The sequence below is a fragment of the Sanguibacter massiliensis genome (assembly GCF_900240335.1).
GTDB classification, from domain to species: domain Bacteria; phylum Actinomycetota; class Actinomycetes; order Actinomycetales; family Cellulomonadaceae; genus Flavimobilis; species Flavimobilis massiliensis.
Genome location: NZ_LT964979.1, coordinates 2059010 through 2073233 on the forward strand (window position 1 = coordinate 2059010; position 14224 = coordinate 2073233).

Below are 14224 nucleotides of genomic sequence, written 5' to 3' on the forward strand. Positions count from 1 at the left end.
GTCCGGCGACACTGCCGGATCGGCTGGGCGACGTCGTTGTCGCCCGGGAGAGGTGTCAGTCGTTCCTGCCCCGGAGCACCACCCTCATCCTCTCTCGGTTGACGGCCGCGATCGCGGCGAGCGGGATGCCGGCGGGGCACACGTCGGCGCACTCGCCGAACGACGAGCACGGACCGAAGTCCTGCTCCATCTCGGCGATCATCGCGCGGGCACGCTTTCCGCGTTCCTCGCGTCCCCCGGGGAGGGAGGCGAGGTGCGTGAGCTTCGACCCGACGAAGAGGTGCGCGGCGCCGTTGGGGCACGCGGCGACGCAGGCGCCGCAGCCGATGCAGGCTGCGAAGTCGAGCGCCATCTCGGCGAGGGCGTGGTCGACGGGTGTCGTGTCGGCGTCGGGCGCGGTGCCCGCCTGGATCGCGACGTGACCGCCGGCCTGGACGATGCGGTCGAGCGCGGAGCGGTCGACGACGAGGTCACGGACGACGGGGTAGGCGCCCGAACGCAGGGGCTCGAGGCGGACGGTCTCGCCGTCCTTCCACGACGAGAGACGTTGGTGGCACGACGGCGTGTTGGGCTGGGGCCCGTGCGGTCGGTCGTCGACGGTGACGCCGCACGCGCCGCAGATGCCCTCACGGCAGTCGGACTCGAACGCGACGGGTTCGCGCCCGTCCTCGACGAGGGACTCGTTGAGACGGTCGAGGAGCTCGACGACGCTCATCTCGGGGGTGGCGTCGTCGACGACGTGCGTCTCGAAGCGGCCGGTGTCGGCGGGGTCGGTCTGCCGCCAGACTTCCAGGGTGAGTCTCACTTGTAGTTCCTCCTCGTGAGCGGGACGGCGTCGAAGGTCAGGGGTTCGGCGTGGCGGACGAAGCGTCCGTCGCCGGGGACGCCCCAGGCGGAGACGAACGCCCAGAGGTCGTCATCGCGGAGCGCCTCGCCGTCGGCCTCGTGCTCGGCGCGGAAGTGGGCGCCGCACGACTCCTCGCGGTCGAGGGCGTCGATGCACATGAGCTCGGCGAGCTCGAGGTAGTCGGCGACGCGGCCGGCCTTCTCGAGCTCCTGGTTGAGGCGGTCCTCGTCGCCGAGGACGCGCAGCTCGGTCCAGAAGCGCTTGCTGAGGTCGCGGATCTTGCCGAGCGCGGTCGTGAGCGACTCCTTGGTGCGGACGACGCCGCAGCCTTCGTAAAGGATGTCGCCGAGCTCGCGGTGGAAGTACGTCGGGCCGTGCTCACCCTGGATGGCGAGCAGCTTGGCGACGCGCGCCTCAGCGCGGCCGACGGCCTCGGTGACGGCAGGTGCGTCGTCGGGGAGTCGCTCGGTGCCGAGGAGCGGTGCGAGGTAGTTCGGCACGGAGTAGGGCAGCGTAAACCAGCCGTCGACGCATGCGGAGAGCAGCGAGTTCGCGCCGAGCCGGTTGGCACCGTGGTAGCCCCAGCCTGCCTCACCGCCGACGAAGAGCCCGGGGACGGACGTCATCTGGTCGTAGTCAGACCACAGGCCGCCCATGGTGAAGTGGGCGCCGGGCGCGATGCGCATGGGGGCGGTGTACGGGTCCTCGCCGGTCGCGTGGGTGTACATCTCGAAGAGGTTGCCGTAGCGCTCGGCGATCTTCTTTTTGCCGACACGCTTGATGGCGTCGCGGAAGTCGAGGTAGACGGAGTTCTTCAGGGGGCCGACGCCGCGGCCGGACTGGATCTGCTCGTGCGCGTTGCGGGAGGCGACGTCGCGGGGCGTGAGGTTGCCGAACGCGGGGTACTTGCGTTCGAGGTAGTAGTCGCGCTCGTCCTCGGGGATGTCGGCAGGGGCGCGGGTGTCGTCGGCCTTGGCGGGCACCCAGATGCGGCCGTCGTTGCGAAGCGACTCGCTCATGAGGATGGTCTTCGACTGCCAGCGGCTCGAGACGGGCAGCGCGGTCGGGTGGAACTGGATGAAGCTCGGGCTCGCGAGGAGCGCGCCGCGCTGGACGGCCCGCCACGCTGCGGAGGCGTTGGAGTTCTTCGCGAGCGTCGAGAAGTAGAAGACGTTGCCGTAGCCGCCGGTCGCGAGGACGACGGCGTGCGCGGTGTGCGCGGTGATCTCTCCGGTGAGGAGGTTGCGCATGACGACGCCCTGGACGCGGCCGTCGTCGACGACGAGGTCGAGCATCTCGTGGCGGGTGCGGAGGTTGACGGTGCCGACGTCGACCTGGCGCAGGAGCGCCTGGGCGCTGGCGATCTGCAGCTGCTGACCCGTCTGGCCGCGCGTGTAGTAGGTGCGAGAGACCTGGACGCCGCCGAAGGAGCGGGTGGCGAGCTGGCCGCCGTACTCGCGGGCGAAGGGTGCGCCGATCGCGGCGAGGTGGTCGATGACGCGGACGGACTCTTCGCCGAGGCGGAAGGCGTCGGCCTCGCGGCCGCGGAAGTCGCCGCCCTTGACGGTGTCGATGACGAAGCGGTCGACGGAGTCGTTGTCGACCTTGCGCGCGCGGGCAGCGTTGATGCCGCCCTGGGCGGCGACGGAGTGCGCGCGGCGCGGGGCGTCATGGTACGTGAACGCGTGGACGTCGTAGCCGAGCTCGCCGAGCGCGGCGGCGGCTCCTGCGCCGGCGAGGCCGGTGCCGACGACGATGACGCGGAACTTGCGCCGGTTGGCAGGGTTGACGAGCTTGTAGCCGAGGCGGCGGCGCTCCCAGGCGGTGCGGGGGTCGCCGCCCGGGATCTGGCCGTCGAGGATGCTGCCGATCTCGACGCCCTCGACGACGGCGTCGGGCGCGTGGAACTCGGTGGTCACTTGACGACTCCTGTCAGCACAGCGATGGGGATGAGGATGTTGCCGAGGAGGATCGCGAGGGGGATCGCCCCGGCGAGGAAGAGGCCGACGGCGCGCGTGCGGCGGCCGGTCGCGCCGAGGTCCTGGACGACGGTCCACAGCCCGTGGGCGAGGTGCACGAACAGCACGACGAGCGCGAACATGTAGAACGCGGCGACGGGCCAGCGCGAGAAGCTCGCGACGACGTTCTCGTAGGCGTAGGCCTCGCCGTTCTCGATGTGCTGGTAGCCGTCGGCGGCGACGACCTTGCCGAGCGTGAGGTCGAGCAGGTGGAAGACGATGAACGCGAGGAGCACGGTGCCGGTGACGAGCATGTTGCGGGCGGCGAAGGAGCGCAGGTTCGTCATGCCGCGGCGCTTGTGGGTGCCGCGCGAGGCGCGGGAGCGCGCGGAGATCATCACGGCGGCGGCGATGTGCGCGACGAGGCACGCGAGGAGGACAACGCGCATGATCCACAGGAGGCCCTCGTAGGGCAGGAGCGGCTCGAACGCGGTGCGCAGCCAGTACGCGTACGTGTTGAGGTGCTCGGGGTCCATGAAGATCTTGAGGTTGCCGATCATGTGGACGAGCACGAAGAGCGCGAAGACCGTGCCGGTGACCGCCATGATGATCTTCAGCACCCAGGAGGGGACCTTGGGGGCGGGCCGGACGCGGGCGTCGCGGACGCGGCCTGTCGCGAGGGCTGCGGGCTCGGCTCCTGGGAGCGGTCGGCGCTCGGTGGGCGCGGGGGCGGGCTCGGCGTCCTTGACGTCCTGCGGATCGGCCATCGGGTTCCTCCTGTGGTCTCTCTCACGAACCTACGGAGCGCTTTCAGCGTTCACGTGGGACGCAAGGCCCGGGATTCTCACGGCGGCGACCGTGCCCAGCTGGGCCTGCGGTCCCCACCCACCCGTGTCGACGGATTGACGGTTTCCGCCCGTTGAATGGGCCGAATCCGTCAATCCGTCGGAACGCTGGGCGGCAGTCCACGGACGACGAGGCCGCCCGCACCCGAGGGTGCGGGCGGCCTCGTCGTCGGGCGTCAGGCCTTCGCGTCGTCCCCGAGGTGGAGGACGACCTGCGCTCCGGGCGTCACCGACTCGACGAGCCGCACGCGCGCGAGCGCGGGGTGCTCCTCGAGCAGCCGCGCCCCGTTGGCAAGGGCGCGCAGCGCGGCGGTCTCGGCACGCGCCTCCTCGAGGCGCGCCTGGCCGCGCGTGCGGGCGGCGACGAGGTCCGTGCGGGCGTCGCGCACGGCGGGCGGCAGGATGACGTCGCGGAGGACGACGTCGACGACCTCGGCGCCGATGCCGTCGGCTGCGGGGGCGACCGCCGCGGTGAGCGCGGCCGTGCTCACGGTGGCGGGCCGGGACGCGACGTCGTCGGCCGTCACCTCCGCGATCGCGGTCCGCAGCGCGAGCTGCGCGGCGAGGTGGAGCTCCGCCTCGGCGTCGGCCGAGGCACCGTGGAACGTCACAGGGTCGACGACGCGCCAGCGGACGGCGACGGTCGCGCGCACGCCGACGCCGTCGGCGGTGAGCACGTCCTGCGGCGCGAGGACGAGGAGCCGGCGACGCATGTCGACGCGGACGACGACGGTGCGGCTGCGCCGTGCGTGCCGGCCGGGACCGAGGACGTCGACGAGGGCGCCGTCGCGGAACGCGAGCACCTTCTCGTCGGGCTGGACGGTGAGGTGACGGGTGAACATGTGGGCGACCCCCTTCGGATCGGCTCAGCGGTGGGTCCTGCGCGGTCGCGCAGGACGAGGTTGTGGCCGCCGCCCGGCCGTCCTGCCGTGGCGGGGGCTGCGACACGTGGTCGCGGCCCGCAGGGCCGTGGGCGGGGGTGGTCGGCCGGGCGACGGCCGAGGGAGTTGAACCCTGGGCGTTGAGAGCGCCTTGCCACGCGTGCGTGAGCACGCGTACCGACCCTGGTGACGTGCGGGACCGCTGGTCCGTACCCGGCCGCGGCCGCTCCCCGGGGGCCGGCAGGACGACCGTAGCGGCTCGGTGCCGCGTGGCGCGAGGGTTTTAGGCGGGCACCGGGGCGTCGCCGCCCGGGGCAGCGGCCGCAGGGCGGACGCGCGGGGGACGCACAAGGAAGAACGTACCGACCGCGGGGCCGAGGGTCACGAGGATCCACCACGGGACACCGACGGACGGTGCGGTGACGAGCCGCGTCGTGCCGGTGTCGGCGCCGGTCGCTGCGGGCCCGTCGATGCGTTCGCCCCGGACGAGGAGGCGGTGGGTGTTGACGTAGCGCGGGGTGCACGTGACGAGCGTGACGTAGTCCCTGCCGGGCACCTGGCGCAGCAGCTCGGACTCGTCGGGCAGGACCGTGGCGATGTTGTCGATCCGGTAGTGGAGAAGCTCGCCGAGGACCTGGATCGCGAAGGTGTCGCCGACCTGCAGCTTGTCGAGGTCGTCGAAGAGCGTCGCGTCGACGTACCCGGAGTGGGCCGTGAGGACGGGGTGCACGCCCGAGCCGCCGACTGGCAGCCCTGAACCGTAGAAGTGCCCGACGCCGCGGGCGAGCGTCTCCTCGGACGTGCCGTGGTAGATGGGCAGGTTGACGCTGATCGCGGGGATCGTCAGCTGGGCCATGGGCGTGTCGGCACCGGTGTCGGGGATGCGCAGCTCGGAGTCGTACCGGGTGCGTCCCTCGTCGAGGCTCACGGCCTCGCCGCTCGCGTTGAGCACGTACGGGTCGCGGAGCGGCCCGTTGGGCAGGTTCGCGTTGTAGTCGTGGGCCGAGTCGAGCAGGCGGGCGATCTCGGCAGGGTCGAGCGCGTCGACGCCTCGGCGGTAGGTGACGAGCTGGTCGGCCTGGATGACGTCGGTGATCCAGGGTGCGGCGATCGGGTAGGAGAGGATCGTCCCCCCGACGAGCGCGACGACGACGGCGACGACACCGGACATCGCCCAGGGGCGTCGCCTCCGGGTGTGTCTGCGGTGCCGCGCCGTCGTTATGCTCATGCTGGGTCCTCGGTCCGTGCGGCGGGCGGTGCCCGCCGCACGGACCTTCGGTGTCAGCCCCTGGCGCCCTGGCGGCGCGCGCGGATGACGAGGAGGACGCCGCCCGTGAGGACGAGCGCGCCGAGCAGGCCGAAGACGCCGGTCGCGATCTGTCCACCGGTGAGCGGGAGCTCAGGCTTGCCGACGTTGGGGACGGTGATGTCGCCGTGCGGCAGGACGGTCGGTGCGTTCTGGTCGTAGAGGACCGTGATCGCGCCGATCGGCGCGGTCGCGAGCTCGTAGCCGGTGGGCGCCTTCGTCTCGAGGAGCCAGTAGTTCTGGAACGTCGTCGAGTCCGTGAGACGCACGCCGTCCTGCCAGTTGGAGGCGCGCAGGCCCGTGATCGAGACGGTGCCGTCGGCTCCCGTGACGAACGTGCTCACGAGCGCACCCGTGCCGTTCTGCTGCGCCGTGAGGGCGCGGTCGGCGTTGGCGACCGGGTCGGCCGCGTACGCGCTGGCGTCGGCCTCGGACGCGAAGACCTTGAACTCGGCGGCCGCGAGCGGGGTGTTCGTCGCGGAGTCCCGCTTGAGGATGTTGATCTCGCCGAAGCGGGAGACGACGGGCGGCGTCGTGATGCCGGGGCCCGTCTCGGGGAAGGAGTCGTTCGGGAAGACCGTGGCGGTGTTCTCGATGACGCCGTTCGTCGGCAGGGAGAGGACGGTCGTCGTGAACGCGAGGGCGATCTTGTCGGTCGTGCCGACGCGGTCGTTGAGCTTGACGAGGCCCGCCGGGGTGAGGCGCACGACGAGGGTGTTGTCGTCCGCGAGCGCGTCGGCGTCGATCGTGTAGTCGGTCGTCGGGACGAGCGTCGTGGCGCCGACGGTGACGGCGACGGTGTCGGCGACAGGCGCCGTGACCTCGAGCTGCTCGACGAGGACGTCCTTGAAGACGAACTGGGTCGTCGTCTGCGCGGGCACCTGGGTCGTCACGGTCCAGCCGATCCTGTCGCCGACCTGGTATGTCGTGTCGGGGCCGTCGTCGACGGTCTTCGTGACGGTCGACTGGAGGTTCTTCGGGTAGACGTTGACGTCGTAGATCCACGTGTCGAGGTCCGTCGGGTGCGTCATGGGCACGGTGACGACGAACGGCGGGGCGGGCGTGAGGCCGTCCGCGACCTGGGCGGGCGTCAGCTGCTCGGTGACGAGGTAGGCGCCGACGACGAGCGGCGAGAACGTCGCGGTGCCGCCCGCCCCCGCGGTCGTCTGCGTCGTCGCGGGGGCGAGGTCGCCCGCGGAGATCGTGCTCGGGTTCGCGGCGTAGCCGTTCGCGGCGGTCCAGCCGGCGGTCGTCGTGAGGTCGACCGTCGTGATCCGCTGGACGTCGAACTCGATGCCCTCGAGCGGGGTGCCAGGCGCGGACGCGTCGGGCAGTCCGTTGCCGGGCAGGAGCGTCCCGGTCGGGTTGAGGCGCTTGTGGACGACGATCGAGCCCGTCGTGGCGGGGTCGATGATCGGTGCGGCCTGGGCGGCACCGGCAGCGCCGACGGCGGCGAGCGCGCCGACCGCGAGCACGGCCGCTGCGCGGCGCCAGATGGTGGAACGAGTCACTGTGTTGTCTCCCTAGTAAAGAACCCTGAGGTGGTCGAGGAGCCGGGGCGTCGCGTGCGGGCGGCCCGACGGGGCGGTGGCTGGTGGTCGGTCGTCACGGCCTCCCGGTGGTGCTGCGGCGCGCGCGCACGGCGACGGCGCCAGCCAGGAGGGTGAGGAGGAGCCCGGTGGCGGCGAGGCCCGCGGGGCTGCGCCCACCGGCCTCGGGCAGGTCGAGCGCGGGCACGTCCTGGACGACGACGGTCCAGGCGTGGTCGTCGGCCGTGTCGTCGCGCACGGACAGGAAGCTCGTCGGGTCGAGGAGGGTCACGGTGCCGTCGGCCGCCACGGTGAGACGCACCGGCGCGGGGAGGAGCTGGAACCCGTCGAGCGCCTGGGTCTCGACGAGCCAGTACGTCCCGGGCTCGAGCTGTGCGCGGAAGAGCCCGGTCTCGCCGGGGACCGCGGCGAGGGGGTCGACGACGACGTCCGTGAGGGTGGCGTCCGCGTAGACCGCCCACTGCGAGCCGTCCATGGGGACGACGGTGCCGGTGAGGTCCTCGCCGCGCTTCTCGACCTGGACGAGGAGCGGGGTGCGCTGGTCGGTCGAGCAGGGGTCGGTGGGGGTGCAGTCGAGGGGCGGGAGATCGCCGCCGCCGACAGGGTCGGTGCCGGTCCCGCTGACGACGTTGCGGAGGGTCGTGGCCCAGGCGTCGACGGCGACGGTGACGCGGTAGGTGAGGACCGCGACCTTGGGGCTCGCGGGGGTGCCGGCGGGGAGGGTCACGGGTCCGACCTCGAGCAGGTGGTCGGTGCCGGGTGTGCTCGGGAGGGTGCCGGTCGTGGGGGTGCCGTCGACGGTGAGGCTCACGGATTCGGGGTCGAACGTGGCCTTGGGGCCGTCGGCGCCTGCGGGGTCCTCGAGGAGGTCGCTGAGGTCGTCGGTGAGCGTCACGTCGACGGCGGCCGGGCCGGAGTTCTGCGCGGTGACGGTGTAGACGAGGGTCGTGCCGGGCTGCACGAGCGTGCCGTCGGGCAGCGGGGTGCCTGGGGCTGCGGCGTCGGCGACGGTCTTACCGAGGGTCCAGGCGGGGGTCGTGTGGACGGTCGAGCAGGTCGGGTCACCGGGGTCGGCGGGCGGCGCGCAGGTCTCGGGGTCGCCCGAGGTCGCGTTGCCGACGACGACGTTGCGAAGGGTCGTGCCGCCGGTGACGTCCGCGTCGACTCTGACCCGGTAAGTGAGGGTCGCGGTCGTGCCGTGCGGGAGGTCGAAGGGTGCGGTGGTGAGAGTCGTGCCGACGGGGTCGGTGACAGCGACGGGGGTCGTGGAACCGACCTTGAGGGTTGCGGACCCGGCGACGAACGCCGCGTCGTCGAGGACGTCGGTGAGGTCATCGGTAAGGACGACGCCGCGGACGTCGCCGCGGCCTGCGGTGCCGTCGGCGGTCGCGGTGACGCTGTAGGTGATCTCGGTGCCGGCGGTGACGGTGGCGCCGCTCGCCGGGGTGGCGGTCTTGGCGACGCGCCACGTGTCGCCGGCGCGCAGAACGAGCTGGGCGGCGTCGGTGTTGTTGGCGAGGTTGGTCTCCTGGGGTCCGCCTGCGGTGGACGCGGCGACGGTCGCGGTGTTGGGGTAGGTGCCGACCGCAGCGCTCGTCGAGACGGTTCCCGTGACGACGACGGTGACGGCGGCGGTGGGCGTCGTCGTGCGGTCGGGCGAGTGCCACTCGAGGGCGTTCGCCCCGGTGAGGGGTCCTGTCCCTGAGACGGTGGTCGTCCACGGGTCGTTCGAGGTCGCGCGGACCTGGGCGCCGCCGGTCGCGGTCGCGGTCCAGGTGACGGATTGCGGGGCGGCGAACGGAACGGCCGTCATAGGGTCGGAGAGCTTCGCGGGGTAGGCGGCGTCGAGGGGCGAGGGGCCTTCGTTCGTCGCGACGAGGCGGTAGGAGACGGTATCGCCGGCCTGGCCGGTGACGGTGTTCGCCCAGTTCGTCGAGCCGGTCGGGGTGCCAAGCGCGACGGTCTTGTCGACGGCGAGGTCGGTGGGCGAAGTCACGCGCACGTTACGGATCTGGTGGAAGTTCACGGCCCAGCCGGTCGAGGCGGCGAAGCCGAGCTTGAACTGCGCGGGCATTGACGCCTGGTACTGGCTGTCAGAGAGGTTGTAGCGGAACTGCTCGGTGAACGTCGGGGTCGTCCCGGGGCGCCACTCTCCTGCGGCGCCGCCGCAAGCGGTGCCGGTGAGCGAGTTGGGCACCTTCGTCACGGGGTCGACGCAGACGTCGGCGGACATGGAGAGCTTGGGGGTCCAGGAGACGGAGACGTTCCGGGAGCCGTCGGCGCGGGGGGTGAGCGTGACGCGGACCCGCCGGTACTCGCGGGCGTCGTTCTTCGTGTTGTCGATCCAGGCGCCGGTCGTGGTGTCGCCGTGCGCGCCTGTCCCGGCGAGCCAGCGGTACCCGCCCTTGCGGGCGGTGAGGATGTCGAACGTGGTCGCACCGGTGAAGCTCACGTCGGGCCACGTGCCGAGGAAGGCGTTGCGGGGCACGGAGATCGTGCGGTAGCCCTGGTCGCCTCCGGTCGTGCGCCGGTAGCGGACGTCGTAGGTCCCGGTGTGCGCGTTGTCGACGGGGATGCGTGCGACGGCGTAGCCGCGCGGGTCGTCGAACCCGTTCACGGTGCCAGCGGGGACGAGCTCGGTCGGGACGGACGTCCACGTGCTGTCGGTGGACCTCTTGTACTCCCACGCGTAGGTCGCGGGGTCGTCGCCGGCGTTCCACCGGACCTGGAACGCGGAGAGGTGACCGGGGCGTGTCGTGATGGGGACGCGGATCATGCCGTAGCTGCGGTCGAGGTCGGCCTGGGTGTTCTGGTTGCAGCTCGTGGCGTTCTTGAAGCGGACGCCGGAGCCGCGCAGACCGATGGACTGCATGAGGCGGTTGTTGAGGGCGCTCGGGTGGTTGCCGGAGACGGAGGCGGGTCGTGTGGCGCGGTTGGCGCCGAAGCTCGGGCTGCTCTCGGCCTTCTGGAAGTTGCCGTAGACGTCGAAGCCGACGCCGAGGTAGGCGCCTGCGAGCCCGGGCTGGGCGGGGCACCATGCGTCGCCGGTGTTGGAGACGCTCGAGTATCCGAGGGCTGCGCCGTAGCCGCCGGGGAGTGTGCTCGACGTCTCGACCTCGGTGGGCCGGTCGTAGTCGGGGGCGTTGGCGTCGACGAGGAAGAGCGAGATGCCGTCGCCGCCGCCCTGGACGATGCCGCCCATGTTGCCGTTGTTGGTGCGGTACACGCGCTGGTCGTACTCGATGACGACGCCGCGCGAGGAGGAGAACGCGGAGTTGTTGAGGACGAATCCCGCCTCGCCCGCGCCGTTGCGGGAGTTGTCGCTCGTGAGGGTGAGCCAGTTGCCGTCGCGGGTGGAGTCGTAGGTCGCGGTGCACTTCGGCCACCCGACACAGTCCGCGGTGTTCGTCGCGTGGTCGATGAGGTTGTTCTGCGCGATGGTCGTCAGCTGCGGGGTCCAGCCGGTGCCTGCCACGGTCCACGACGTGCCGAGGGGCCCGCTCTGGAGGGCATCGTCGATGAAGACGGTGTCTCCGTTGCTGGCGGCGTCGGCGACGTCGGGCGCGGCGAGGAGGGTGAGTCCTCCTGCCACGAGCGCGAGGGCGCTCAGCACGGCAGCGGGGCGAAGTGTCATCACTCTGTTCCGGTGGGGGTCTGGGGCCTCGGGGCGGCGACTTCACCAGCGATCAACCGACGGTCCCCCCCACCCTTGCGCCACGTGCTGTAGGTTTCAAGACCCTTGCGCGTCACGTTTCGGACACCTTGTGCCTTCAGCGGGTGACTCTCGCCACGATCGCACACTGGGAGCGATTTCATCCCATGACCAGTGCTGCGCCGCCGACGTCCCGTCGTCCTGACAGAGCACGACGAAGGCCCCGAGCACGACGAAGGCCCCGGACCAAGGGTCCGGGGCCTTCGATCTCGCGTGCGTGAGGGGGGACTTGAACCCCCACGCCCTTGCGGGCACTGGCACCTGAAGCCAGCGCGTCTGCCATTCCGCCACTCACGCGAGCACTCTTGCGAGCCTCGAAAGGCTAGCACGGTCCGCGCGGCGCCACCGAATCACGCGCCCGAACGGCGGCGACGCACGTGATCCGCACAGGCCGTCCACGTGTTCAGGCCCCGTCCCGGGCCGTGCGCCGATACGATGCAAGCGCGTCCGTCGTGCCTGACGACGGCCCCGGCGCGCTGCGAGCGCGCCGGACGACAGCTGGGGATGGAGGTGCCATGGGCGTCCTGGACCGCTTCGAGAGGGGCGTGGAGAAGGTCGTCAGCACCGCGTTCTCCCGCGCTTTCCGCTCCGAGCTCAAGCCTGTCGAGCTGGCGAGCGCCCTGCGCCGCGAGGTGGACGACAAGGCTGCTGCGGTGGACCGTGACCGCACGGTTGTCCCCAACGAGTTCACGTTCGCGCTCGCGCCCGACGACTTCGACCGCATCGAGCAGTGGGGCGCGGAGACGCTCGCGGACGAGCTCGCGTCGAACGTCACGGATCATGCGGCGTCGCAGGGCTACGCGTTCGTCGGCCCGGTCACGGTGACGTTCGAGCTGCACGACGACGTCACGCCGGGCCGTTTCGAGCTCACGTCCCGGACGGTGCGCGGCGCGGTCGCGCCCGCGTCCGCGAGCCCGAGCTCGCGGCATCCGCTCGTCGACATCGACGGCCAGCGCTACCTGCTCACGGGTCCGGTGACGGTCATCGGCCGGGGCTCGGAGGCGGACATCGTCGTCGACGACCCGGGCGTGAGCCGCCGTCACCTCGAGATCCGCATCACGCCCGACGGCGTCGTCGCGACGGATCTCGGCTCGACGAACGGCCTGTTCGTCGAGGGGCACCAGGTGCCTGCGGCGACCCTGCTCGACGGCAACTCCTTGACGATCGGCCGGACCAGGATCATGTTCTGGACCGGGTCCGCGCCCCACGACGCCCAGGACCGGTGACCACAACCTCATGAGCGAGCTGACGATCACCCTGCTCCGGCTGGGCTACCTCGCCGCGCTGTGGCTGTTCGTCCTCGTCGCGATCGGCGTCCTCCGCCGTGACATCTACGGCACGCGAGTCTCGGCGCGTGCGACAGAGCACCGCGGCCAGCGGTCACGGGTCACGACGTCGACGGCGCCGTCGAACGGTCCTGAGCCGCGTCCCCGCCCGAGTGAGGCGCGTGCGACGCGTCTCGTCGTCACGGACGGCAACCTCACCGGTACGACGATCCCTCTGGGTGCGTCGGCCATCCTCATCGGCCGCGCGGCGGCGTGCACGCTCGTCCTCGACGACGACTACGCCTCCTCGCGCCACGCACGGATCTTCCCGCAGGGCGACCAGTGGGTCGTCGAGGATCTCGGGTCGACGAACGGCACGTTCGTCGGCTCGGAACGCCTCGTCGAACCGCTCGTCCTTGCGGTCGGGACGCCCGTGCGCATCGGTCAGAGCGTCCTCGAGCTGCAGAGGTGACCCCCGTGCCCATCGCGTTGCGCTACGCCCTTCGTTCTGACGTCGGGCTCGTGCGATCGAACAACCAGGACTCCGGCTTTGCGGGTCCGAACCTTCTCGTCGTCGCGGACGGCATGGGTGGGCATGCGGGGGGTGATGTGGCGTCGTCGATCGCGGTCGCGACGTTCGCTCCGCTCAACGACGACTCGTTCGGCGCGGATGACGCGGTCACCGAGCTCGAGCGGGCAGTCGACGAGGCGCAGCAGGCGCTCGTCGCCCGCTCGACGGCGGAGCCTGAGCTCTCGGGCATGGGGACGACGGTGACGGCGCTCCTGCGTGCGGGGTCGATGCTCGCGATGGCGCACATGGGCGACTCGCGGGCGTACCTGCTGCGCGACGGTGAGCTCACGCAGGTGACGACGGACCACACGTTCGTCCAGCACCTCGTCGACACGGGCAAGATCACGCCCGAGGAGGCGGAGGTCCACCCGCAGCGGTCGGTCGTCATGCGGGTGCTGTGCGACTTCGGTCTGGGCCTGCGGCCGGATCTGTCGATGCGTGAGGGGCGGCCGGGCGACCGGTGGCTCCTGTGCTCGGATGGTCTGTCTGGGTATGTCTCGCACGAGACGATGCAGTCGACGCTCGTCGAGATCGACGATCCTGACCTGTGCACGGAGCGGCTCGTCCAGCTGGCGCTGCGCGCCGGTGGGCCGGACAACATCACGTGCATCGTCGCGGACGTCATCGACCGTGATGCTCCGCCTGCGGGTGTCGAGCCGACGTCGACGATCGAGGTCGCCGGGGCTGCGGCGGTCGAGCGTGACGTGCCGTCTGCAGCGGCGGAGAGCCCTGCCGCGAAGGCTGCCGCGCTCGTCGCGTCGACGGCGACGGCGACGCCAGAGGCTGAGGAGACTGCGGACGACGTGCCCGTCGACGACGTCGAGGCGAACGCTTCCGCCCTGCCCCGCCGGCGGCGGCGCACGGTCGCGCGCGTCCTGTGGACGCTCGTGACGCTCGTCGTGCTCGGCGGCGCTGGCTGGGGCGCGTACGCGTGGACGCAGACGCAGTACTACCTGGGGGTCGACGACGGTCGTGTCGCGATCTTCCGCGGGATCCCGCAGGACCTCGGTCCGTTGTCGCTCTCGCACGTCGTCATGACGACGGAGACGCGCGTCGACGACCTCGACCCGTTCAAGGCGGACCGGCTGCGCGCGACGATCCATCAGCCGTCGTTCGTCGCCGCGCACACGCACGCCCTGTCGCTCGCGGTCGAGGCGGTGACGCCGACGACTCCCCCGGCGACGCCGACGGGGACGCCGACGATCGACCCGACGATCGACCCGACGGCGCCGGCCGACGACGCATCGACGCCGTCCGACGGTGGTTCGACGTCATGACGCGGATCTTCA

10 protein-coding genes and 1 tRNA gene are annotated in these 14224 nt (G+C 71.6%); 3 read left to right on the forward strand and 8 right to left on the reverse strand.

The genetic code is table 11. The features are described from left to right. Positions 1-55: 55 nt before the first annotated feature. From C1729_RS09610 to C1729_RS09650, 8 genes are all read right to left on the reverse strand, one after another. On the reverse strand, positions 56-805 hold the full coding sequence (locus tag C1729_RS09610; protein ID WP_102509747.1) for a succinate dehydrogenase/fumarate reductase iron-sulfur subunit: 750 nt from the start codon (positions 803-805) through the stop codon (positions 56-58). Continuing rightward, complete coding sequence (locus tag C1729_RS09615; protein ID WP_207204597.1) at positions 802-2766, reverse strand: fumarate reductase/succinate dehydrogenase flavoprotein subunit; 1965 nt, start codon at positions 2764-2766, stop codon at positions 802-804. The genes C1729_RS09610 and C1729_RS09615 overlap by 4 nt, the downstream gene beginning before the upstream one ends. Next, the gene (locus C1729_RS09620) at positions 2763-3572 is read right to left on the reverse strand and encodes a succinate dehydrogenase cytochrome b subunit (protein ID WP_102509749.1); all 810 of its coding nucleotides are present in this window, start codon (positions 3570-3572) and stop codon (positions 2763-2765) included. Before C1729_RS09620 ends, C1729_RS09615 begins: the two co-directional genes overlap by 4 nt. 254 nt (positions 3573-3826) lie before the next feature. Continuing rightward, positions 3827-4492 carry an SPFH domain-containing protein gene (locus C1729_RS09625; protein ID WP_102509750.1) on the reverse strand — a complete coding sequence of 222 codons (666 nt, stop codon included), beginning with the start codon at positions 4490-4492 and terminating at the stop codon, positions 3827-3829. Between the two features lie 322 nt (positions 4493-4814). Beyond that, on the reverse strand, positions 4815-5759 hold the full coding sequence (locus tag C1729_RS09630; protein ID WP_102509751.1) for a class C sortase: 945 nt from the start codon (positions 5757-5759) through the stop codon (positions 4815-4817). A 53-nt stretch (positions 5760-5812) separates the two neighbouring features. Beyond that, positions 5813-7348 (reverse strand): SpaH/EbpB family LPXTG-anchored major pilin, encoded by a 1536-nt coding sequence (locus tag C1729_RS09640; protein ID WP_102509752.1) that lies wholly within the window; start codon positions 7346-7348, stop codon positions 5813-5815. Positions 7349-7442: 94 nt separating this feature from the next. After that, positions 7443-11021 (reverse strand): DUF7927 domain-containing protein, encoded by a 3579-nt coding sequence (locus tag C1729_RS09645; protein WP_129590721.1) that lies wholly within the window; start codon positions 11019-11021, stop codon positions 7443-7445. A gap of 292 nt (positions 11022-11313) precedes the next feature. After that, positions 11314-11396: transfer RNA gene (locus C1729_RS09650), tRNA-Leu, on the reverse strand. A gap of 218 nt (positions 11397-11614) precedes the next feature. On the opposite strand from C1729_RS09650, the gene C1729_RS09655 reads away from it, so the two are divergent. The 3 genes from C1729_RS09655 to C1729_RS09665 are packed head-to-tail and all read left to right on the forward strand — an operon-like array spanning position 11615 to position 14212. After that, positions 11615-12325: an FhaA domain-containing protein gene (locus tag C1729_RS09655; RefSeq protein ID WP_102509754.1), complete on the forward strand. Its 711-nt coding sequence runs from the start codon at positions 11615-11617 to the stop codon at positions 12323-12325. 10 nt (positions 12326-12335) lie between these two features. Then, positions 12336-12836, forward strand: coding sequence for an FHA domain-containing protein FhaB/FipA (locus C1729_RS09660; RefSeq protein ID WP_102509755.1), 501 nt, complete (start codon positions 12336-12338; stop codon positions 12834-12836). A 5-nt stretch (positions 12837-12841) separates the two neighbouring features. After that, the gene (locus C1729_RS09665) at positions 12842-14212 is read left to right on the forward strand and encodes a PP2C family protein-serine/threonine phosphatase (protein WP_102509756.1); all 1371 of its coding nucleotides are present in this window, start codon (positions 12842-12844) and stop codon (positions 14210-14212) included. Positions 14213-14224: the final 12 nt, after the last annotated feature.

Bases quoted from the DNA above. Each gene is read 5' to 3' on its own strand.
- C1729_RS09620 (WP_102509749.1), bottom strand. From the start codon at position 3,572: ATGGCCGATCCGCAGGACGTCAAGGACGCCGAGCCCGCCCCCGCGCCC.
- C1729_RS09625 (WP_102509750.1), bottom strand. From the start codon at position 4,492: ATGTTCACCCGTCACCTCACCGTCCAGCCCGACGAGAAGGTGCTCGCG.
- C1729_RS09630 (WP_102509751.1), bottom strand. From the start codon at position 5,759: ATGAGCATAACGACGGCGCGGCACCGCAGACACACCCGGAGGCGACGC.
- C1729_RS09645 (WP_129590721.1), bottom strand. From the start codon at position 11,021: ATGACACTTCGCCCCGCTGCCGTGCTGAGCGCCCTCGCGCTCGTGGCA.
- C1729_RS09655 (WP_102509754.1), top strand. From the start codon at position 11,615: ATGGGCGTCCTGGACCGCTTCGAGAGGGGCGTGGAGAAGGTCGTCAGC.
- C1729_RS09660 (WP_102509755.1), top strand. From the start codon at position 12,336: ATGAGCGAGCTGACGATCACCCTGCTCCGGCTGGGCTACCTCGCCGCG.